Origin of the sequence: Sporolituus thermophilus DSM 23256 (assembly GCF_900102435.1) — a bacterium.
GTDB classification, from domain to species: domain Bacteria; phylum Bacillota; class Negativicutes; order Sporomusales; family Thermosinaceae; genus Thermosinus; species Thermosinus thermophilus.
Map to the genome: position 1 here is coordinate 23,036 of NZ_FNBU01000002.1, position 20,020 is coordinate 43,055.

Genomic DNA, 20,020 nt, shown 5'->3' on the forward strand with positions numbered 1-20,020 from the left:
TCCCCCTATTCAATTTTCCACCTGGACTAAAATTCGAGGTACAATCTTACCTGAGCTGTTTTGTCCCGCGGCACACTAACAGCCGTACCGTTTACGTCCAAGTGAATGTCTGTTTCGGATATTCCCGTTAAAGTCCCGATGATCAGTTTACTGCCGTTAAACGGGGCAAAGGTATGAACCTCCACTTTTTCACCAATATGCCGGATAAAGTCACGGTCTTTTTTCAACGGTCGGTCGAGGCCGGGCGACGAAACTTCCAGGTAATAACTTTCTTTAATAGGATCCAACTCGTCCAGTTTAGCTTCTAACTGTTCACTAACCCATTGGCAGTCCTCAACCTCGATACCGCCGGGTTTGTCCAGAAAGACGCGCAAATACCAGTCTTTCTCCTTCACATATTCCACATCGACTAATTCCATATTTGTGTCAGTGATAATATCTTGAACAAGCCGCTCCACCAGTTTTTCCACCTGTTGCCTGGACATTGAAATATTACCTCCGTAATTGTCATTACTGTTAGTGTTGCCTAACAGTGCAAGCCTTTATACCCTTTATTTGGCAGGGCTGAGTTTGCGGAGTAAGATGAAAGAGTGGGCAGTACACCCACTCTTTAGACAGAATTTAACATACCAGATTTATTATACCACGGGCGGTTACATTTTACAACATACAACCATAATCCCTACAATTTTTATATTAACGCCATACCCATAAAATAAAAATGCCCAGGATACTGTTTCCTGGACATTTTTATTTTACTCACCGGGGCTGATAGCTCCTACCGGACAAACTGCTGCGCAAGAACCACAATCAATACATTTTTCATCAATAACGTATTGCGTTTCGCCTTCCGAGATGGCGCCAACCGGACAAACAGATGCACAAGCACCGCATTTAATACATTCACTGCTAATTTTATACATTGCCTTTTCACCTCCCATATATTGCTAATCTAATTATAACATATACGCGGGTAACTGCAGTGACGAAAATCACTTTGAACAGCTAATATTAATATTACAGCTTTGTCATATTCTTATGCCCTAAATACTGCTATTCTTTGTCTGTAAAAAAATATCTTTCAATTTGCTCACGATAGTAATAAATGACCACCCCTATCACAATGAGAAGAGAAGTAACGGCAACTGTTGCGCGAATACTTCGTGTCAAATTCTGTCCGAGAATTGAATAAAGCACAATAGCAGGGATCTGACCGATACCGGTGGCAACAATAAAATGCCACAGCGATATTGCCGTAAGTCCTGTGCCGTAACTAACAACTTTAAACGGAACAACCGGTGTCAGACGGGTAATAAAAACCGCAAGTACACCATGCTTTTTGAAAAAAGTATCCATAAGGTCAAGATATTGGGGTTTAACAAACCGCTCCACCACCGGACGCCCATACCAGCGGGCAATGCCGAAGTCCAAAGTGGCGCCTAGCAAAGCGCCAATCCAAGAATATAAAGCGCCATATTGCCACCCGAAAATCCAGGCGTTAGTAATCGTAATCGCCAGCCCGGGAACTAGCGGCAGCATGGACTGGATTGTCATCAACGCAATTGTCGTAAGCGGCGCCCACATGCCATAAGAAAGGATAAACTGTCGCAGACCATCAAAATCCCGACAGCGCAGGTAGAATATTCCGGCATCAATGAACTCTTGCAACCCAGGCATATAGTAGTAGGCGACAACAGCTGATCCTAGTACGCCAAATTTAATTAAAGCCATCTTTATGGATCCCGAATCAGCGATGTCAACCACCTCCCTACTACATTAATCCTTTGCCTGCTAAACATATCCATAAATGACCACTGATACATTATACGTAAATTTGCAAAAATCCTGCCTGGCAAAACAATAAAAAAGCCGAGCGTGTCAGCGCTGCTCGGCTGGGTCATCCTGCTCGTGCTGCCCTTGGGGGGCAATAGGTTTGGTATGATAAAATTCATGCGGTATGGCATCCGTCCGTTCTACAATACCCTGATGCTCATTGCTGTTGGGGAATAGAGCTTTATAATCGTAAGACCCGGGGATATCTTGCGGCGAATCAGAACTGCCGTACCGCAGGACAGCCTGAAGAGCATCTTCGCCATCAAATCCAACAAAATCATACTTAGCCGTATCCAGGAAAGTACGATGAAAAGGAGGCTGTAACACATCCTCTTCCAATGGTCGGGGAGAAGCGGTATCTTTATCCCCGTATTTTTTTTCGCAAACAATGCACCTTGTTGCATAAGGAATAGCTTGAAGCCGCTCAATGCCAATTTCGCGCCCGCAGTTATCGCATATGCCGTAATTTCCTGCCGCAACCTTCTCTAAGGCATGTTCGACCTGCCCTAAGAGGAGATGGGCATTGTCACGGAGCGCTAAATCTTTACTGCGCTCGAATAATTCGTCACCGATATCGGCCGGGTGATTATCATAAACCGATAATTCACCGATAGAATCGGACATGGTATCGCCGATTCCGCTCTCTTCCAACCGGGAAAGCTGGCTGAGCAAACGCGCTTTTTCCTTTTTCAGCCATTGCACCAAGGGTTTTAGAGCCTCCTGATCCAAGCTAGCCCCTCCCTAGTCAATAATCTTAACTACTTCTGCCACCCTTAATCGTTCTTTTATGACAGGCGTCTGCTCATTGCTATAGCCCAAACAAATAATGGCTACTGCTCTCAGTCTTGGCGGCGCTTCCACAATCTGCTGCACTTTCACTTCATCGAAAGCCCCTACCCAACAAGCACCCAACCCGAGGGCGTTAGCGGCTAACAATATATTTTGCGCCGCAGCAGCTGTATCTTGCAAGCAGTAGAGCTGTGCTCCCCGTTCGCCATAGCGTTCGCTTGAACGGGCAGGATCGGCCAAGACAACAACTACTACCGGTGCTTCGGCCACATACTGCTGTTCAAAACAGGCTTGCGCTAATTGTTGCTTTACCTTGCTATTTTTTACAGCAAAAAAATACCATGGTTGGAGATTGCCGGCACTGGGTGCCCAGCAAGCCGCTTCAAAAACCCGGGTAAGGGTAGGTTCCGGAATGGGGTCGGGTTTAAAACTGCGTACACTATGGCTATCGCGCATACAGTCAAAAACATCTTTGGTCACAATGGTTACCTCCTCGCTAATCTTTTGCTGTATACGACATTTTAATTAAAATTTACCATTTTTCATTTCGACTATACGGACGACTTCCGCGACAAAACTGCCAATTCCAGGAATATTGAGCAAAATCAACCGCCGTAACAGTTCAAGCATCATAGCAAAAATAATTGTTGCACCGATAGCAATTCCCAAGCCACGGGCAATGCCGGCCACAAAATTGAGGAAAATCAGTCTTGTCGGTTTCTGGAGTAATTCAATGTAATCAGCGATCCTGAGCGCTTCAAGGTGGCGTACCAGTTTCTCCAGTTGCACTTGCATGAATTCCGCATCATTTGTTTTTCTTTGCATCGACCGTCGTCCTCCACAAAAACTAGTATCCCCCCGACGACAAAAAAAAACCGGGCCAAGCCCGGTATAGACTGCTTTATTTTGCGAGCTGCCGCATAACATCGGCGCAACGCTGACATAAGGTCGCGTGTTCGGCATCTTGCCCCACGGTTTCACTGTAAATCCAGCAACGTTCGCATTTGTCACCCTGCGCGGGAGTAACCACGATAGCAAGTTCCATATCAGCCGAGCGGAATGCTTCAGGTGGCGCGTTTTCCACGCCCGCAATCAGATTTACGCGAGAAACAATCAAGACAGCTGCCAAATCGGCGACTTCTTTAAGGCTTGCCAACTCTTTACCGCCAGCGTAAATATCTACCGCCGCATCAAGGGAATGGCCGATAACCTTGCTCCGGCGAGCATTCTCCAATGCCTTGGTAATTTCGCCTCTGATCTCAAGAATTCTATCCCATTTGGCCTCAAGCCCGACGTCAAGATAGTCCGGCCGAGCAGCGGGCCATTCTGCCAAGTGAACGCTTTCCGCCATTCCTGCCCGTTTAGGCATGTATTGCCATACTTCCTCCGCGGTAAACGTTAGGATAGGCGCTAACATCACAACCAGCGTCTGCAAAATTTCGTACATCGCCGTTTGGGCAGCTCGCCGCTCAACCGCATGGGGAACGGCTGTGTACAGGCGGTCTTTGAGAATGTCAAGATAAATGGCGCTTAAATCGACCGCACAAAAATTATGAACGGTGTGATACAACAGGTGAAATTCATATTCATCATAAGCTTTGGTAACTCGTTCCCGTACTCTCTCCAACCGCAGCAATGCCCAGCGATCAAGTTCTGTCAGCTGATCATACCCTACCCGGTCCCTATCGGGGTCAAAATCTGCTAAGTTGCCGATAAGATAACGGAAAGTATTGCGGATTTTACGGTAGACCTCCGCCATCTGTTTTAAAATATCATTGGAAATTCGGATGTCGGCCTTATAATCGGCAGAAGCAACCCAAAGACGCAGAATATCGGCACCGTACTGTTTGATGACCTCCTGGGGATAAATGACGTTACCGATAGACTTGGACATTTTTCGGCCTTCGCCATCAACGACAAAGCCATGCGTCAGAACCGTCTTGTAAGGAGCGCGGCCCCGACTGGCCACGGCTGTGAGCAGTGAGGACTGGAACCAGCCGCGGTGTTGGTCGCTGCCTTCCAGATACATATCAGCCGGCCACTGGAGTTCTGGCCGCTCCTCTAAGACTGCGGCATGACTGGAACCACTGTCAAACCAAACATCCATAATATCCGTTTCCTTGCGGAAAGTACCATGCCCACAGTGTGGACAGACAAAGCCTTGCGGCAGAATTTCTGCCGCCGATTTAGCCCACCATGCGTCAGAGCCCTCCCTGCGGAACAATTCGGCAACAGCGCTGATAGTAGTGTCATTAACAATATGTTCATTGCACTGGTTGCAGTAAAAGATCGGGATAGGAACACCCCATACGCGCTGTCGGGAGATGCACCAGTCCTGACGGTCAGCGACCATATTATGGATGCGTTCTTCACCCCAAGACGGGACCCACTCTACTCCTTTTATTGCTTCAAGCGCCATTTGTCGGAAACCCTCAACCGAAGCAAACCACTGCTCGGTCGCCCGATAAATAATTGGATTTTTGCAGCGCCAGCAATGGGCATACTGGTGGCGGATTGTTCCTTTTCCCAAGAGCATATTACGCTCTGCGAGTTCTTTTATGATAGGTACGTTGGCATCATGAACCAGCATTCCCGCAAACTTGCCGCCTTCGGCCGTAAAGCGGCCGCTATGGTCAACAGGGTTAATAACCGGTAAATTGTATTTCATGCCAATCTCAAAGTCTTCCTGACCATGACCAGGAGCAGTGTGAACACAGCCCGTACCTTGTTCAAGCGTGACGTGATCACCGAGCACAACAACCGATTCGCGGTCAAAAAACGGATGGCCAAATACCATGCCTTCCAGTGCTTCACCTTTTACGGTCGCCAATACCGTATAGTCACTAAGACCGTTAGCCTTCATCACCGCGTCGATGAGCTCTGACGCAAGAAGGTAAATCTCATTATTTACTTGTACCCATGCATATTCGAATTCAGGGTTTACGGCAATAGCCACGTTTGCCGGAATTGTCCAGGGCGTGGTCGTCCAAATGACGGCATAGACGCCTTCAGGCTTAATTCCGACCGGCAAGCATCCTTTATCGTCGACGAGCGGAAATTTGACGTAAATGGCATGGGATTTTTTCTCAGCATATTCAATTTCTGCTTCGGCCAGTGCCGTCTCACAGGACGTACACCAATATACCGATTTTAATCCTTTATAGATATACCCTTTTTTAGCCATTTCGCCAAAAACTTCAATCTGTTTGGCCTCATATTCGGGAGTAAGCGTAATATAAGGATTATCCCAGTCGCCACTGACACCAAGGCGTTTAAAATCTTCCCGTTGCATATCCAGACATTTGAGAGCATATTCTTTGCATTGCCGGCGCAAGTCCAACGGGTTAAGTTCATGACGGTTAAGACCTAATATTTTAATCGCCGCGTGCTCAATAGGCAACCCATGCGTGTCCCATCCCGGAACATAGGGAGCATCATAGCCCCGCAGCGACTTATACTTAACAATTATGTCTTTGAGAATCTTGTTGAGAGCCGTGCCGATATGGATGTTCCCGTTCGCATAAGGTGGCCCGTCATGGAGCACAAACTTAGGTTTCCCTTTAGCTTTACTGATTTTTTTTTCATAAATCCTGTTTTTTGTCCAGTATTCCAAAAACTGTGGTTCCCGTTCTGGCAAATTCGCGCGCATGGGAAAGTCCGTTTGCGGCAAATTCAGTGTTTTACTGTAGTCCAACAATAACACCTCCGAAAAAGTTAAACCTCCCATCCCGCAAGGGACGAGAGGTTGAATTCCCGTGGTACCACCCTAATTACTGCCCGGTTGGGCAGCCGCTCACTGACGAAATAACGCTCGTCACACGGCGGAGCCTACAGAATGGTTCGGTCCGCAGCTCAGGAGTGATTTTCACCAAAAGAGCGTTCACCGGGCTCACACCATCCCCGGCTCGCTGGGAACGGTCTTAAAGTTACTCTCTCCGTCATTGCCGTAACGGTATTGTTGATAGCAATATTATACAAACAACTCGCCAAAGAGTCAAATTATGCAAATTTGGCCGCCTACAGCTTGTCTAGTATCGTCGTAAACTGCTCTGGGTCAATGCCCATAATCTTGATGACCTTACTGCGGCTCTTCTGTCCGCTAACTAAAGCAATCCTGGTCTTGGCAACGTCAAACAATGAGGCGAAAAAAGCAATACAGGCTTGATTGGCTTCCCCTTCCACCGGCGGCGAAGCAACGCAAACTTTCAAACTATCGCCGGCAAGGCCTATCACGGCATTACGGCCGGCGCGCGGCTGTACCCTTATTTTGAACGATATGCCGTCCGGCGCAACTTTAAAGTCTAAACCGCGCCAGTCCAATCCTATCCTTCATCCTCTTCGCTCGATTTTAATAGTTCTAATTGCGCCTGCAGCAAACTAGTCATCCGCGTCCGGTAAACGTGAATCTGTTTTTTCAGTTCCTCGTACTCACTGTTTAACCGCCGCACTTTGGCCATCGCCTCTTCTACCAGTTTTTGCGCCCTAATCTCGGCTTCCTTTTTCATCAGCTCTGTTTCCTTCTTGGCATTGAGCTTGACTTCTTCCGCCGTCTCCTGGGCAATTACCAGAGTATTGTGCAGGGTGTTTTCCATGTGCTGATAATGCTCTAGTTTGCTGTTAACCCGTTCCAGCGTCTCCTTGAGCTCAATATTCTCGCGGTACAGTTTTTCGTAATCTTTTATGACACGGTCAAGAAACTCGTCAACTTCTTCTTCGTTGTAGCCGCGAAAACACCGTTTGAACTCCTTGTTATGTATGTCCAAGGGAGTTAGCATGTTGACACCTCCACACAATTACACAAAGCGTTTTAGAAAGATACTAGTGCGGCCTTTCTTGGTTTGTCCCAAAACCTCGCAAATCTCTACCCGGCCCCGTCCGCGCATAGAAATTATGTCACCTGGTTTTACGGTTTGAGCGGCATTCTTGGCCTCCTGCCAATTCACTTTTATCTTATCAGCCGCTATCTCTGCAGCCATCTTGGTTCGCGACAGACCAAACCCTGCCGCGGCGACAACATCTAAACGCAAGGAAGGCACGGTTGCCCGAATCTCTTTGACTTGCACGATACGCGGTGTAATATCGCTCAGCGGTATAATCTTGACTGTTACGGGCGCGGCACCGACCTTCAATAAGTTGTTTTCAATAAAGCCGGCCATTGCCGTATCAACAACCACCCGGGCACCGCTGCCGGTCATAATTATATCGCCGACTACGTCCCGGTCGATTCCCAGGCCCATCAGGGCACCGAGCATGTCACGATGCGAAAGCTCATAATATCGGGCATCCCAGGCAATCCCCACCGCGGTAATGCCAAAATCGATAGAACCTAAAAAATCTTCATGAACAAAAACGGCTTTTAACCGTTCGGCTCCCTCATAGCCACCGCTGCTCTCGAGCCGGAGCGACGTAAAATGGGCAACTATTGTTTCAGCAACGCTAAATCCATAAGGATCCAGAAAATGACTGGCCCGGTATTTACGAGTACGCAGCACCGTTTCGGCATAGTCAAGCAAACGGGCGGCAAGTTCACCATCGCCGCTCGCCCGGTAATACCGGAGAATTTTTTCCCGTTCACTTGCCATGAAGCTGCCCCATTTCGCGGGAACGCTCGGTTGCCGCGACAACGGCATCAATAACCGTGCCCCGCACGCCTTTTTGTTCCAGCACATGAAGTCCAGCAATCGTCGTCCCTGCGGGCGAAGTCACCGCATCACGCAGTTTTGCAGGATGTTCGCCTGTTTCGACCACCATTTTAGCTGCCCCAAGTATTGTTTGGGCCGCCAAAAGCAACGCTGTCTGCCGGGAAAGACCAACGCGCACACCGGCATCAGCCAATGCCTCAATAAATAAAAATGTATAAGCGGGACCGCTCCCGGACAGGCCTGTCACCGCATCCATCGCCTTTTCATCTACGGCTACGGCTTTGCCCACTGCGTCAAAAATGAGCGTTGCCAGTTCCCCGTGTTCCGGTCTGGCGTTTTGCCCGAGAGCAAACGCCGATACACCTGCGCCCACCGCCACCGGGGTATTTGGCATAACGCGAATGATTGGCGCCTTGCCTAGTTTTGCCTCAATCCGGTCAATGGTAATCCCTGCCGCTACTGAAATTACGACTTTGGCCGGCGTCATAACAGGGGCGATCGTTACTAATACATCGTCAATCACTTGCGGTTTGACGGTCAAAAAAACGATATCGGCTTGTCCCGCCGCGTCACACCCGTTAACCGTAGTAAGAACATTATAGGTGTGCCTTAAATAATCGAGGCGGGATTGCGCCACATCGCACACCATTATTTGTTGCGGCTCTACCAGCTTGGCTGTCAATAAGCCTTTCAACAGCGCTTCAGCCATGGCACCGCCGCCGATAAAAGCCAGCTGTTTCTGGTGTAACATAGAACCTCCTTCTAATATTTACGGTTACTTGTTCCAGGGGAGAAAAGCTTTATCGGCCCCTTCCTCGCGCGGAGTATAGCTGACGTCTACATTATTGGGGGCGCACAGGAAAATGTTGTGACCAATTTTTTGAATCACGCCGCCTAGGGCGTAAGTAGTACCACTGATGAAATCAATCATGCGCTTAGCCACTTCTTTGTCCGTATTTTCAAAGTTGACCACTACCGGCTTACGGTTTTTGAGGTGGTCGGCAACGTGCTGCGCGTCATCAAAGGTAAACGGTTCTACGACCATGACCTTAATCTGCTTTTGCTGGGTCGTCGTTGGCAAACTGACTAGATTACCGCCTTTTTTGCTTTTTGCTGCCGGCTCATCCTGCCTAGGCCGCTCTTCTTCCGCTTCTACCGGTTCGAACAATCCCAGACTCCCCCAGACTTTCTCCATGAATTTCATATTTGTTTACCTCCCCCTCGATATTGGCGCGGTCCAAAAATTCCTGTTCCAATCCGCACTAAGTTCGCGCCTTCTTCTACGGCGACCGTATAATCGTTGGTCATCCCCATTGATAACCATTTGATATCACTGCCCGGCAAATTTAGCGCCTTGAGTTCGCAATAAATATGATAGAGTTCCCGAAAGACAGGACGAGTCATTTCTGCATCATCAAAGAAGGGAGCGATAGTCATAAGTCCACACAGACGGACATGTTCGAAGCCGGCCACAAGCCGCGCCAGGACAAGTGCTTCACGCGGCGAAACCCCAAATTTCGTTTCCTCGCCGGCTACATTAACCTGCAGCAGGATGTCCTGCCGTTTACCGATTTTTGCCGCCGCCCGGTCAATCTCCCGCGCCAGTCGCTCGCTGTCCACGGAATGAATTAAATCAAATAAAGATACTGCCTGCCGTACTTTATTCGTCTGCAAGTGCCCGATGAGATGCCACTCAACGGTTCTGTCAAGGCTGTTATATTTAGCCATCGCTTCTTGGACGCGGTTTTCACCTACTACGGTAACGCCATGGTCAATAGCTTCCCGCATGGCGGCAACATCCTGATTTTTCGTTACAGCAATAATTGTGACGGGCTGTAATTGCTCGGCAATATGCGAGCTACGGCGCGTTAAAGCGCTGCGAATATTTTGGGCAATAGTTTCCAGGTTACCGGCAATGGACATGGTAAACCCCTCCACATTGCTTTATTCGCCCATAAACAAAATTTTCCTCTTGTAGTGTATCCTTAACATAAAAAATTATTGAAAAAGCGAAAGAAAAAACAGCCGTTTTGTCTAATCCGGCTGTCTTTATTCTTAAAGAGTAATCAGCGCCCCCATTCGCCCCGTTTGCCCTTTTTCGGCCCGGTGCGAATAAAAGAGAGCCGTGTTGCAAGCGGTGCAGATACCGCTGAGCACGATATTTTCCGGCGAAACGCCGATTTCCAAAAGTTGTACACGGTTAGCCTCCCACAGATCTAATAACCAATGGTCAGCACTGCGCGGACTGACCAGTTTCTGCCACTGGCTAAAATTTTGCGACAACGGGGCAATTACCGTCCGGTCTACTTCATAGCAGCAGGGACCAATCGACGGACCAATCCCGACAAGGCAATCGCGGGGCCGTGTTCCAAAATGGGCCTGCATCGTTAGAACAGTCTTCTGCGCAATCTTCGCCACCGTCCCTTTCCAGCCGGCATGACTGACCCCGATGACCTTTTGTACCGGATCGGCAATTAGTACCGGTACGCAATCGGCAAAAAAAAGCATTAACGGAACGTCCGGAGCATTGGTTACAAGTGCATCAGTTCCTGCAATAGCCGTGGTGTAGTCCGCATGACCCCGCCCCCTATCGGCGGCAGTAACGACAGCAATGCGGTCACCGTGGACCTGCTGCGCCGTAACAACGTGTGCAAAAACTACGCCAATGGCATCGCAAAATCGTTTCCGGTTGGCAACCACCCGCTCTTGGTGATCAGCCGTTTTGATCCCTAAGTTCAGCGAGTTGAACGGTAGTTCACTAACGCCGCCGAGTCGTGTAGAAAAACCATGCCTGATGCCGGCGGCATTAAAATGGGAAAAAACGCCAAACCAAACACCGTGGGTGCCGTGACATAACACAAAGTCCTTCATATTACTCCCTCCTTCGCAGGTGATGTACAGACACCGCAACGCACACACCCGGGCACACATGGCGCCGTAAAACGCTCCTCTTGCGCGTTGCCGAGCTCTTTAACCAGATAGCCGGTTTCTAAGCCCATATCAAGGTTGTCCCATGGCAGCACCTCGTCTAACGACCTGGCCCGGTAGAGATAAAAAGCATCGTCCAGCCCGTGCTCTTTGAGAGCTTTCTTCCACGCTTTAGCTCCGCCCCGCCGGTGGACGGTATGCAGAACAGCTCCCAAACGGCGGTCGCCACGCGACAAGACACCCTGAATATATGCTTCGCGGACGGGTTCAACCAGGATTTCAATACCTTTTTGGCCTTTAAGCGCCGCTGTGATTTGACTGAGCCTGGCTTCTACCGTTTCTACCGGCGCCATCGGCAGCCACTGGAACGGCGTAAACGGCTTCGGAATGAACGGATTTATACTAAGCGTCAGTTTTCCCTTGCTCCCACGGCCTTCCATGTGTTTTTTTACATTTTGGGCCATTTCTACGATAGCATCAACATCCTCATCCTGTTCATACGGCAGTCCTACCATGATATACAAACGGACATGGGGAATGCCGGCTCCTGTCGCCATATCAATTGCTTCGTACAAGTGTTGATCATCAATTCCTTTGTTGATAACCCGGCGCAGCCGTTCACTTCCTGCCTCAGGGGCAAGCGTAATGGTTTTATGGCCGCTGGCCGCCAAGGCCCGGACAAGAGTGTCGGTCAATGAATCAGCCCGCAGTGAAGCAACTGACAACGCCATGTTTCGCGATAAAATCAATTGGCAAAGCCGGTCAATTTCGGGATAATCGGAAATGGCTGCGCCCATGAGTCCTACCTTGAGGCCATAGCGCTGGGCCTCTGCTACCGCCTCACTGATTTGAGCCAATGGTCGCATGCGCGGCCGGCGAAAACAGTAACCGGCCATGCAAAACCGGCAATGACGGCCGCAGCCACGCCCTACTTCTACCAAAAACATCCCTTTAAACTCCGTTTCCGGCGTCACAATCACCGTCTGTGCCTTATAACGGGTTAAATCCTTTACCCAGCGACGTCTAACCCGGTCAGGAACATCCGCTGTCCGCCGATATTCACGGATAACGCCGTTAACATCATAGACGGGTTGATAAAAGCGCGGCACATATATGCCCTCAATTTGAGCAAAGCGGCGCAAAATTTCTTCTCTGGTTAGCCCCCGTTGTTTACAAAGATAATAGGTATCTAAAAGCTCATGAATAACTTCCTCGCCTTCGCCAACAATGGCGGCATCGATAAAGTCAGCCAACGGTTCAGGATTGAAAGTGGCACACGGCCCGCCGATAATAACCAGTGGATCTTTCTCCGATCGCTTGCCGGCCAAAAGCGGGACTTTTCCCAACGCCAATATTTCAAGAATATGAAAATAATCCATCTCGAAAGTTATAGCGATGCCGATTAGGGGAAACTCGTACAGGGGGCGTTGGGTTTCCAGCGTCAAAAGCGGTGTGTTGGTACGAGCATATTCTTCCGCTGTTTTCTTGTCAGGCAGAAAGATACGTTCGCAGGCCGTATCGCCCCGTTGATTGATTTGCTCATAAATAATGTGAAAACCAAGATTTGACATCCCGACCCGATATGTGTTCGGGTACACCAGAGCAAAGCCGTGGCGTGAACCAGGCGCAAACACCATAGCATTTTGTTCCATAGCCAGGGTTTGCCGTAATTTTTCTTTTAAATGCCAGGACACGGTATCACTCCTGTAACACTATATATTCATATATTCCCCCTGCCGGCATAAGAAAAACAGCCCACTGTCATTGTGAGCTGCTAAAAATTTTGTTGCGAACATCCTCTAGCTGCTCAGGCCGCAGCGCTTTACCGCGCAGCAAATCAAAGAGACAGTTTAGCACCATTGCCTGGTCGGATAGTCTCTCCTCGTAATGGCGCTGTAAAATTACGACGTGAGCCGCAAGCCCGGCAACCATCAGCAACAAGATAAGTTCAATCGCCGACATTTCATCATCCCCTCTTTCCTTTTTTACAGACTCTATTTATATGCCGCGAAAAGAAGGGATATGACGAATCTTTAAGCCCACAACTTTTGTTCAGGATTTTCCCACAACACCGTTCTACCCAGCCGTAGGGATTTAGGCACGTCTATCAGACGCTGATTTCGGGAACCGCGAAAGGCCAGGTTCAAATCCCGTTCGGCAGCACGGTACGGACCGTCCACCAAAATGTCAGTAAGCCTTAATAGTTCCCGCACGGTAGGCACACGCAGCCCCATGGCCAGCAGTTCTTCGAACACAAAGCCGGTATATGTTACGATGTTTAACCCCCTGGCCCGCGCCGCTCTGGCGATCTCACAAAGCGGCTTGGCCTGAATAAAGGGCTCGCCGCCGGAAAAAGTAATGCCGCGAATCAATTTAGCTTCATTTATCATTTTAATCATTTCGTCGGTAGTAGTGCTTGTTCCGCCTAAGGGGTCATGGGTTTGGGGATTGTGGCAACCTTCACACCGGTGAGGACAGCCTTGGGTAAAAATGACCATCCTTAGTCCTGGTCCGTCAACCACACTTTCTTTCGTAATACCGGCAATCCTAAGTTCCATTTGGGGGCCCCCCTTATCTGCTATGAGCTACCCGCTGCCTAAGCTCAGACAATTTGGCATCATTAAACCGGTCAACCGTGCTTAAATAACCGGTAATGCGCCGCACGCGCCGGATGGCAGAAGTCCCGCAGAATGGACATTCATCGGTATTGATTACGCCAAGATAGCCGCAACCGTCGCAAAAATCCACAGGGAAATTAATCCCGGCATACCCGAAGTCGCATTCCCGCATAAAGCGAATAATATCTTCAACGGCGCTAAGGTTGTTTACCGGCGGAGCACTGAACTCAACATAACTGATATGGCCGGCATTTGTATACTTGTGGTAAACGCCTTCAAGACGGATTTTATCATAAGCGCTAATGGAAAAATTTACCGGAATATGGAAAGAGTTTGTATAATATTCTTTATCTGTTACACCGGGAATAAGGCCATATTCCCGCCGGTCCATCTTAATAAAGCGTCCTGACAATCCCTCCGCCGGCGTAGCCAGAAGCGTATAGTTAAGGTTGTAGCGCTCGGCAGCCTTGTCCACTTTATTGCGCATAAAGGCCACAATTTCTTCGCCCAACGCCTGGGCCTCCTCGCTCTGCCCATGGTGGTAACCTGTCAGCGCCACCAGCGTTTCCGCAAGGCCAATAAAACCAACGGACAATGTGCCGTGTTTGATAGCCTCCTCAATCGTATCGCCGGGCGACAGCTTATCCGAGTCAAGATACAGACCCTGCCCCATCAGAAACGGCATATCCTTTACTTTTAATTTCGCCTGAACTTGATAGCGGTGATAAAGCTGTTCGCATGCCAAGTCCAGCATTTCCGATAAATTTTGATAAAACTTCATTAAATTGCGTTCGGCTTTAATTGCCAATCGGGGGAGATTAATGGTCGTGAAGCTTAAATTGCCGCGCCCTTCGGTTACTTCCGGTCCGCGCCGGTTTGCCATCACTCTGGTACGGCATCCCATATATCCTACTTGATCGCCATAAGGCTTGTTAAATGAAGAATCCATAAAACTGAAAGTAGGATTAAGCCGTTGCGCCGCAACCCGGATGGCCAGCCGGAATAAATCATAGTTTGGATCGCCGGGGTTTAAATTGACCCCCTCTTTGACCCGGAAGATAATATTGGGGAAGATGGGGTTTTCACCGCGGCCCAACCCTTTTTCGTAAGCCAACAACAAATTTTTTATCACCATTCGCCCTGCCGGCGTAGTGTCAGTACCTATGTTGATGCTGGAAAAAGGAACTTGCGCTCCTGCTCGCGAATGCATGCTGTTTAGGTTGTAAATCAAAGCCTCCATAGCCTGATAAACTTCGTCTTCACTGCTGTTGGCCATAAAAGGAGCCATATCACGGTCAAAAAAAGCGAACGACTGTCCGCCGTGCATGTCATTCTGCGAGCTTTGCAGGATAATAGCCGCCAGCGCAGTAGCGGAAGACGGCCGTTTTGGGGGACGAATATAGCCGTGTCCGTTATTAAAACCATTAGCTAACAGCCGGCCGAGCGGAATTTGGATGCAAGTAAGCGTCTTGCCGTAAAAATCCAAATCATGAATATGGTAGTCGCCACGAATGTGCGCCTGCGCCAAGTGTTCTGGAATAAGCCGGTTGAGATAGTAAGCTTTACTGGCGGCGCTAGCTATCTGCAGCATTTTGGCCGAAGGCGAGTTAGAAACATTCGCATTTTCACGGCTCGTCTCCACTAAAATCTCGGCCACAGCATCCATCAATTCGGATTTGGCTTCCCGCATGCGGGTTCGCTTGTCCCGATACAAAATATAAGCCTTAGCCGTTTTAGCATGGCCTTTTTCAATAAGGACCTTCTCGACCGCGTCCTGGACGTCCTCGACACCGAAAATGCTGCCATTATACCGCTGTTTTAAATACCGCAGAACCTCAATCGTCAGTTCCATGGCCAACTGCTTGTCCACGCCGCCCACGGCCTTAGCGGCCTTAAATATGGCCTCAGTGATTTTCGTCTCGTCAAAGGGAACTTCTCGCCCGTCACGCTTTTTAATTTTATTAAACACCAAAACCCCTCGCTTTATTCAGATTCGCATTTTTTGCCATGACTTGCTTTCATCAGGGCTTCCAATTCCGCCATAAAGTTATTAAGATCGGTAAACTGGCGGTATACGGAGGCAAAGCGGACATAGGCCACTTGGTCAATTTCCCGGAGATGCTGCATTACCATTTCGCCAATCCGCTGCGTGGGTATTTCCCGTTCCGTACTATTTCGGATATCCTTCTCAATTTGACTGACTAAGCCTTCTACTGTTGCAAACGGCACCGGTCGCTTCTCGCACGCCCGCAGTAAGCCGTTAATCAGCTTCGACCGGTCAAATAGTTCACGGCGGCCGTCTTTTTTTATTACCATGAGCGGCAGTTCTTCCACTATTTCATAGGTGGTAAACCGCCGAGCGCATTTAAGGCACTCACGACGGCGCCGGATAGAAGTCCCTTCTTCGGTAGCGCGGGAATCGATTACTTTGCTTTCACTATGGCCACAGTAGGGACAACGCACATCCACTCCCCCTTATACCCCAGCCGAATCTTGCCATAATAGGGCGGAACCCTGTTATTATAAAACAATATCTTGTAGACTATTTTAATTAATACGCTATATCTTGTATAAATCCTCTCCAGATGAGAAAATTTTTGGCATTTTTTTGGCGTGATAATACAAAAAAGCGGCTGCCGCTTTTACAGGACAGCCACTTGTTACGCTCGTTCGCTTTTGATAACGTTATTTATCGGCTAATTTCAGGGAAGGAACCGTACCCGTCTCTACTAAGATAACATCCAAGCCTATTTTATGTATCTTTTCCCATGGAATCACAATGTCGTCGTTTCGTCCAAACAATCCTAAAAACTTACCTGGTCCTGGGACAACGATCGCCGTCAATCTGCCGGTTTCGATATCAATTTCAATATCCGTAATTGTCCCGAGTCTTTTGCCGTCACCAACATTAATAACCTCTTTTAACTTCAGGTCGCTTGTCTTTAGCATATCCCCGCCCCCTAGTTGCTTGTTCCCTACATTATATGAAGGACAAGGGATAAATGTGCTACTCGCGACTTTCATCCTTTCGCTGCCAAAACTCCGCTACCTTCCAGCGAATCTGAATTTTCTCGTTTCCTTCGGAAAGAGTTTTTACCGCGGGAACGGCCGCGGCATTTGCCATATCAATAAAACATAAAGGCGGGAATAACACGCACCACCAGTTTTGCCCCTCCGCCTTCCCGATTAATATGCGGACAGCTTCGTATTTTCCGGCTGGCAGCACAAGGTCGCCATAGGACTTGACCGGAAAGTCAAACCACCCAATTTGCACCTCAACGGCATCAGCACTATTATGTTCGGTTAATACTTTTTTTGCCGCTTCCCGCAAATTATCGCGCTCGGCATTAATGATCCGGCGGGCCGCTGACGCACTGCCTGCCTGCTCAAGTTTGGGCGCCAGATAGGCCAGCACTGCGTCCCGGACTTCGCGCTTTAACTGCTGATCAGCCGGACTGTCGCTATTGGCCAGAACATGAAGCCGAATTAATTCGCCACGGCTAGTGGCCATCATTCCGCTCTCGCGTCCCTGCCAAAAAAGCAGCGCCCAACCTGATACAATGAAAAACACCATCGCGAAAATAACCAATTGGTGAAGCAAATTTCTCCTCATCCCGTTCCTCCTGTAAAGCTAAAAAACTAAATATATTTACGCATATGACCTAATGCGGCCTTTTCCAGACGTGATACCTGAGCCTGGGAAATGCCAATCTCATCGGCTACTTCCATTTGCGTTTTACCCTCAAAAAACCTGAGAGTGAGAATGTGCTTCTCGCGATCACTGAGCTTGCGCAGCGCTTCCTTTATGGCAACGCCCTCCAGCCAGTTCATATCCTGGTTTTTATCGTCACTGATTTGATCCATGACGAAAATCGGGTCTCCTCCGTCGTGATAGATCGGCTCAAACAGGGAAATAGGTTCCTGAATGGCGTCCAAGGCAAATATAATCTCTTCCCGCGGAATTTTTAGCTCTTCCGCGATTTCATTGATGGACGGCTCGCGCGAAAATTTACTGACAAGCGCATCCCGCACCTGCAGCGCCTTATAGGCAATATCGCGCATTGAGCGGCTGACCCTGATGGGATTATTATCCCGTAAGTAGCGGCGTATTTCGCCAATAATCATCGGCACGGCATAGGTAGAAAACTTAACATTCTGGGAAAGATCAAAATTATCAATCGCTTTCATTAAACCAATGCAACCCACCTGAAACAGGTCGTCTACATACTCGCCACGATTATTGAAACGCTGTATCACGCTTAAAACTAGCCGCAGATTTCCATATATCAATTGCTCGCGAGCTTCTCGATTTCCCTGCTGCATTATTTCAAACAGTTCACGCATTTTGCTGGCGGAAAGCACCGGGAGTTTTGCTGTGTTTACACCGCAAATTTCTACTTTGTTTACGATCATATAGCACCCTCCCATAAGTTTCCACAAGTTTCATTCCTAAAAGCATTATTGCCACCGGTCGGAACTTTTATTCATGGCAAAAAATAAAGGAAGCTGCCTCTCACCGAAAGGCACTTCCTTTAAATTTTATTCCATGCGGCTGATTTCTTTGCGCAATCGCTTGATGATGCGTTTTTCCAGCCGGGAGATGTAAGACTGTGAGATCCCGAGCATGTCGGCTACTTCTTTCTGGGTACGCTCCATTCCGTCTTCATTAAGACCAAACCGTAGTTCCATGATTCGCCGTTCACGGCCGGACAGTTTATTCATGGCCGCATAAAGCAAGTTTTTATCGACCTCTTCCTCCACTGATTTATAAATAATATCGTTATCCGTCCCTAATACATCAGATAAAAGCAGTTCATTTCCATCCCAATCTATATTTAGTGGTTCATCAAAAGAAACCTCTGCCCGTGTTTTCGAATTACGCCGCAAGTACATTAAGATTTCGTTTTCAATACAGCGTGAAGCATAGGTCGCTAACTTGATGCGCTTAATTGGGTCGAAAGTATTAACTGCTTTAATCAGCCCAATGGTACCGATACTGACAAGGTCTTCAATTCCTACGCCGGTATTTTCAAACTTGCGCGCTATGTATACCACTAACCGCAGATTACGTTCAATAAAAATGCTTTTAACCGCTTTGTCACCCTTTTGCAAACGGGAGAGCAAAAAAACTTCCTCGTCGCTTGTCAGGGGAGGCGGTAAAATCTCGGTGCTGCCTACATAAAAGACCTCATCAGGTCTGAGCAAACCCAGTCGCTGCAATATGGCAATAACTTTCAGTTTGACCATTAGTTTTAAAACCGGCCAAGTTACGCGCATATACTCGCCTCCCTATCATTAACTCCCTTATCAAGAACCGCTGGATGCAATAGAGCGGAATACTTATCGTCAGCAGACAGTCGGCCTCCATAAATACCGATTAAGACACCGCTTGCTCTTGTGGTTCCCTCTCCTGTTCGCACCGTCACGCTATCAGGACGAAAACTTAACAGCATACTCATGCCGCTTACAGCTCGATATGGAATGACTTCAACCCGTTCCAACCAGCCCGTATCGGAGCAATATGTCAATTCTGTCAGCCATTCGTTTGGGGCATAGGTCCGCAGGAAAGCGGCGGCTTCTGGACTCAGTAAACTCATAACTTTACTGCAATCCATGATGATAACGGGTCTGCGACTTAGTGGGCTAAACAAACCATTGCCCGTATCCAGCAGAGCCGTCAGGCTTACCTTCCTGCCACCATACTCTACCTCGATTGAATAAAGGTGCCGCTGTTGCCGCCTGCGTTGCAATACGTATCGCAACAACAATACTGCCATTCCCGTGCCAACCAGGCTGCCTAAAGCAAGATGGTACCACGCTATTTGCCAACCGCTTAACCATGTTGCTTGAGAAAAAAAGAGCCAACCAACTACAGCTCCGCCAAGTAAGAATGATACGAGATAAAATAGACCGACCAGCAGGAACAGGAGCCGTAAGGATTGCCAGCCGAAAGAAAAGATGATAAGTAATATTGAGATTAGCAGTTTGGCCAAAGGAGTGTATAGCAGATAAAATTCTTGATAAATGCCGATCAGCGAATACAGGCCGCCCACCGACGCCGCCAGTATAACACGCCACCAGCGGTAGCGAACACCGGCCGCCCAAGCTGTTAGCCATAGGATGAGGCTATTCATAATTAAATTTAACGCGATAACAACGTCAGCATATATATACATAGCAGTCTACCGCCTGGCGTTATTTAGCAATACT

24 protein-coding genes and 1 other annotated feature are annotated in these 20,020 nt (G+C 48.5%); all 24 genes read right to left on the reverse strand.

Going from position 1 to position 20,020, the window contains the following annotated elements:
* Positions 1-26 precede the first annotated feature (26 nt).
* The 24 genes from BLQ99_RS01370 to BLQ99_RS01485 all read right to left on the reverse strand — a co-directional run bounded on the left by BLQ99_RS01370 (position 27) and on the right by BLQ99_RS01485 (position 19,986).
* Positions 27-485, reverse strand: coding sequence for a ribosome maturation factor RimP (locus tag BLQ99_RS01370; RefSeq protein WP_093687399.1), 459 nt, complete (start codon positions 483-485; stop codon positions 27-29).
* Positions 486-755: 270 nt separating this feature from the next.
* Positions 756-923, reverse strand: coding sequence for a DUF362 domain-containing protein (locus BLQ99_RS01375; protein ID WP_093687401.1), 168 nt, complete (start codon positions 921-923; stop codon positions 756-758).
* A 130-nt stretch (positions 924-1,053) separates the two neighbouring features.
* The gene (locus tag BLQ99_RS01380; protein ID WP_093687403.1) at positions 1,054-1,731 is read right to left on the reverse strand and encodes a TVP38/TMEM64 family protein; all 678 of its coding nucleotides are present in this window, start codon (positions 1,729-1,731) and stop codon (positions 1,054-1,056) included.
* Positions 1,732-1,878: 147 nt separating this feature from the next.
* Positions 1,879-2,562, reverse strand: a complete 684-nt coding sequence (locus tag BLQ99_RS01385) for a TraR/DksA C4-type zinc finger protein (RefSeq protein WP_093687405.1) — start codon at positions 2,560-2,562, stop codon at positions 1,879-1,881.
* Between the two features lie 12 nt (positions 2,563-2,574).
* The gene (locus BLQ99_RS01390) at positions 2,575-3,102 is read right to left on the reverse strand and encodes a nitroreductase family protein (protein WP_093687407.1); all 528 of its coding nucleotides are present in this window, start codon (positions 3,100-3,102) and stop codon (positions 2,575-2,577) included.
* Positions 3,103-3,147: 45 nt separating this feature from the next.
* A complete protein-coding gene (locus BLQ99_RS01395) occupies positions 3,148-3,447 on the reverse strand; it encodes a DUF5665 domain-containing protein (protein ID WP_093687409.1) in 300 nt (99 codons plus the stop codon).
* Positions 3,448-3,523: 76 nt separating this feature from the next.
* The gene (gene ileS / locus BLQ99_RS01400) at positions 3,524-6,316 is read right to left on the reverse strand and encodes an isoleucine--tRNA ligase (RefSeq protein WP_093687411.1); all 2,793 of its coding nucleotides are present in this window, start codon (positions 6,314-6,316) and stop codon (positions 3,524-3,526) included.
* 36 nt (positions 6,317-6,352) lie between these two features.
* Positions 6,353-6,573: a binding site (T-box leader), on the reverse strand.
* 66 nt (positions 6,574-6,639) lie between these two features.
* A complete protein-coding gene (locus tag BLQ99_RS01405) occupies positions 6,640-6,942 on the reverse strand; it encodes a DUF167 domain-containing protein (RefSeq protein WP_093687413.1) in 303 nt (100 codons plus the stop codon).
* Between the two features lie 2 nt (positions 6,943-6,944).
* Positions 6,945-7,397 (reverse strand): DivIVA domain-containing protein, encoded by a 453-nt coding sequence (locus BLQ99_RS01410; RefSeq protein ID WP_093687415.1) that lies wholly within the window; start codon positions 7,395-7,397, stop codon positions 6,945-6,947.
* 18 nt (positions 7,398-7,415) lie between these two features.
* Positions 7,416-8,204: a YlmH family RNA-binding protein gene (locus tag BLQ99_RS01415; RefSeq protein WP_093687417.1), complete on the reverse strand. Its 789-nt coding sequence runs from the start codon at positions 8,202-8,204 to the stop codon at positions 7,416-7,418.
* Positions 8,194-9,015 carry a pyrroline-5-carboxylate reductase gene (proC, locus tag BLQ99_RS01420; protein WP_093687419.1) on the reverse strand — a complete coding sequence of 274 codons (822 nt, stop codon included), beginning with the start codon at positions 9,013-9,015 and terminating at the stop codon, positions 8,194-8,196. The genes BLQ99_RS01415 and proC overlap by 11 nt, the downstream gene beginning before the upstream one ends.
* A gap of 24 nt (positions 9,016-9,039) precedes the next feature.
* Positions 9,040-9,468, reverse strand: a complete 429-nt coding sequence (locus BLQ99_RS01425; RefSeq protein WP_093687421.1) for a cell division protein SepF — start codon at positions 9,466-9,468, stop codon at positions 9,040-9,042.
* Entirely contained in the window at positions 9,465-10,187 is a 723-nt protein-coding gene (locus BLQ99_RS01430; RefSeq protein WP_093687423.1) for a YggS family pyridoxal phosphate-dependent enzyme, read from the reverse strand. Before BLQ99_RS01430 ends, BLQ99_RS01425 begins: the two co-directional genes overlap by 4 nt.
* A 132-nt stretch (positions 10,188-10,319) precedes the next feature.
* The gene (gene pgeF / locus BLQ99_RS01435) at positions 10,320-11,135 is read right to left on the reverse strand and encodes a peptidoglycan editing factor PgeF (RefSeq protein ID WP_093687425.1); all 816 of its coding nucleotides are present in this window, start codon (positions 11,133-11,135) and stop codon (positions 10,320-10,322) included.
* The gene (locus tag BLQ99_RS01440) at positions 11,132-12,886 is read right to left on the reverse strand and encodes a TIGR03960 family B12-binding radical SAM protein (RefSeq protein WP_093687426.1); all 1,755 of its coding nucleotides are present in this window, start codon (positions 12,884-12,886) and stop codon (positions 11,132-11,134) included. The genes pgeF and BLQ99_RS01440 overlap by 4 nt, the downstream gene beginning before the upstream one ends.
* 67 nt (positions 12,887-12,953) lie before the next feature.
* Positions 12,954-13,154, reverse strand: coding sequence for a hypothetical protein (locus tag BLQ99_RS01445; RefSeq protein WP_093687428.1), 201 nt, complete (start codon positions 13,152-13,154; stop codon positions 12,954-12,956).
* A gap of 71 nt (positions 13,155-13,225) precedes the next feature.
* The gene (gene nrdG, locus BLQ99_RS01450; RefSeq protein ID WP_093687430.1) at positions 13,226-13,750 is read right to left on the reverse strand and encodes an anaerobic ribonucleoside-triphosphate reductase activating protein; all 525 of its coding nucleotides are present in this window, start codon (positions 13,748-13,750) and stop codon (positions 13,226-13,228) included.
* A 13-nt stretch (positions 13,751-13,763) separates the two neighbouring features.
* On the reverse strand, positions 13,764-15,779 hold the full coding sequence (gene nrdD, locus BLQ99_RS01455; RefSeq protein ID WP_093687432.1) for an anaerobic ribonucleoside-triphosphate reductase: 2,016 nt from the start codon (positions 15,777-15,779) through the stop codon (positions 13,764-13,766).
* 14 nt (positions 15,780-15,793) lie between these two features.
* Entirely contained in the window at positions 15,794-16,273 is a 480-nt protein-coding gene (gene nrdR / locus BLQ99_RS01460) for a transcriptional regulator NrdR (RefSeq protein ID WP_093687434.1), read from the reverse strand.
* Between the two features lie 222 nt (positions 16,274-16,495).
* On the reverse strand, positions 16,496-16,759 hold the full coding sequence (locus BLQ99_RS01465) for a YlmC/YmxH family sporulation protein (RefSeq protein ID WP_093687436.1): 264 nt from the start codon (positions 16,757-16,759) through the stop codon (positions 16,496-16,498).
* Positions 16,760-16,817: 58 nt separating this feature from the next.
* Positions 16,818-17,423 carry a stage II sporulation protein R gene (spoIIR, locus tag BLQ99_RS01470; RefSeq protein ID WP_093687438.1) on the reverse strand — a complete coding sequence of 202 codons (606 nt, stop codon included), beginning with the start codon at positions 17,421-17,423 and terminating at the stop codon, positions 16,818-16,820.
* Between the two features lie 26 nt (positions 17,424-17,449).
* Positions 17,450-18,223 (reverse strand): RNA polymerase sporulation sigma factor SigG, encoded by a 774-nt coding sequence (sigG, locus tag BLQ99_RS01475; protein ID WP_093687440.1) that lies wholly within the window; start codon positions 18,221-18,223, stop codon positions 17,450-17,452.
* A gap of 126 nt (positions 18,224-18,349) precedes the next feature.
* Positions 18,350-19,087 (reverse strand): RNA polymerase sporulation sigma factor SigE, encoded by a 738-nt coding sequence (sigE, locus tag BLQ99_RS01480; RefSeq protein ID WP_093687442.1) that lies wholly within the window; start codon positions 19,085-19,087, stop codon positions 18,350-18,352.
* A complete protein-coding gene (locus BLQ99_RS01485; protein WP_093687443.1) occupies positions 19,078-19,986 on the reverse strand; it encodes a sigma-E processing peptidase SpoIIGA in 909 nt (302 codons plus the stop codon). Before BLQ99_RS01485 ends, sigE begins: the two co-directional genes overlap by 10 nt.
* Between the last annotated feature and the right edge of the window lie 34 nt (positions 19,987-20,020).

Bases quoted from the DNA above. Each gene is read 5' to 3' on its own strand.
- BLQ99_RS01410 (WP_093687415.1), bottom strand. From the start codon at position 7,397: ATGCTAACTCCCTTGGACATACATAACAAGGAGTTCAAACGGTGTTTT.
- BLQ99_RS01370 (WP_093687399.1), bottom strand. From the start codon at position 485: ATGTCCAGGCAACAGGTGGAAAAACTGGTGGAGCGGCTTGTTCAAGAT.
- BLQ99_RS01430 (WP_093687423.1), bottom strand. From the start codon at position 10,187: ATGTCCATTGCCGGTAACCTGGAAACTATTGCCCAAAATATTCGCAGC.
- BLQ99_RS01395 (WP_093687409.1), bottom strand. From the start codon at position 3,447: ATGCAAAGAAAAACAAATGATGCGGAATTCATGCAAGTGCAACTGGAG.
- BLQ99_RS01485 (WP_093687443.1), bottom strand. From the start codon at position 19,986: ATGTATATATATGCTGACGTTGTTATCGCGTTAAATTTAATTATGAAT.
- pgeF (WP_093687425.1), bottom strand. From the start codon at position 11,135: ATGAAGGACTTTGTGTTATGTCACGGCACCCACGGTGTTTGGTTTGGC.
- BLQ99_RS01375 (WP_093687401.1), bottom strand. From the start codon at position 923: ATGTATAAAATTAGCAGTGAATGTATTAAATGCGGTGCTTGTGCATCT.
- BLQ99_RS01425 (WP_093687421.1), bottom strand. From the start codon at position 9,468: ATGAAATTCATGGAGAAAGTCTGGGGGAGTCTGGGATTGTTCGAACCG.
- BLQ99_RS01465 (WP_093687436.1), bottom strand. From the start codon at position 16,759: ATGCTAAAGACAAGCGACCTGAAGTTAAAAGAGGTTATTAATGTTGGT.
- BLQ99_RS01380 (WP_093687403.1), bottom strand. From the start codon at position 1,731: ATGGCTTTAATTAAATTTGGCGTACTAGGATCAGCTGTTGTCGCCTAC.
- BLQ99_RS01415 (WP_093687417.1), bottom strand. From the start codon at position 8,204: ATGGCAAGTGAACGGGAAAAAATTCTCCGGTATTACCGGGCGAGCGGC.
- sigG (WP_093687440.1), bottom strand. From the start codon at position 18,223: ATGATCGTAAACAAAGTAGAAATTTGCGGTGTAAACACAGCAAAACTC.
- spoIIR (WP_093687438.1), bottom strand. From the start codon at position 17,423: ATGAGGAGAAATTTGCTTCACCAATTGGTTATTTTCGCGATGGTGTTT.
- sigE (WP_093687442.1), bottom strand. From the start codon at position 19,087: ATGCGCGTAACTTGGCCGGTTTTAAAACTAATGGTCAAACTGAAAGTT.
- proC (WP_093687419.1), bottom strand. From the start codon at position 9,015: ATGTTACACCAGAAACAGCTGGCTTTTATCGGCGGCGGTGCCATGGCT.
- nrdG (WP_093687430.1), bottom strand. From the start codon at position 13,750: ATGGAACTTAGGATTGCCGGTATTACGAAAGAAAGTGTGGTTGACGGA.
- BLQ99_RS01445 (WP_093687428.1), bottom strand. From the start codon at position 13,154: ATGTCGGCGATTGAACTTATCTTGTTGCTGATGGTTGCCGGGCTTGCG.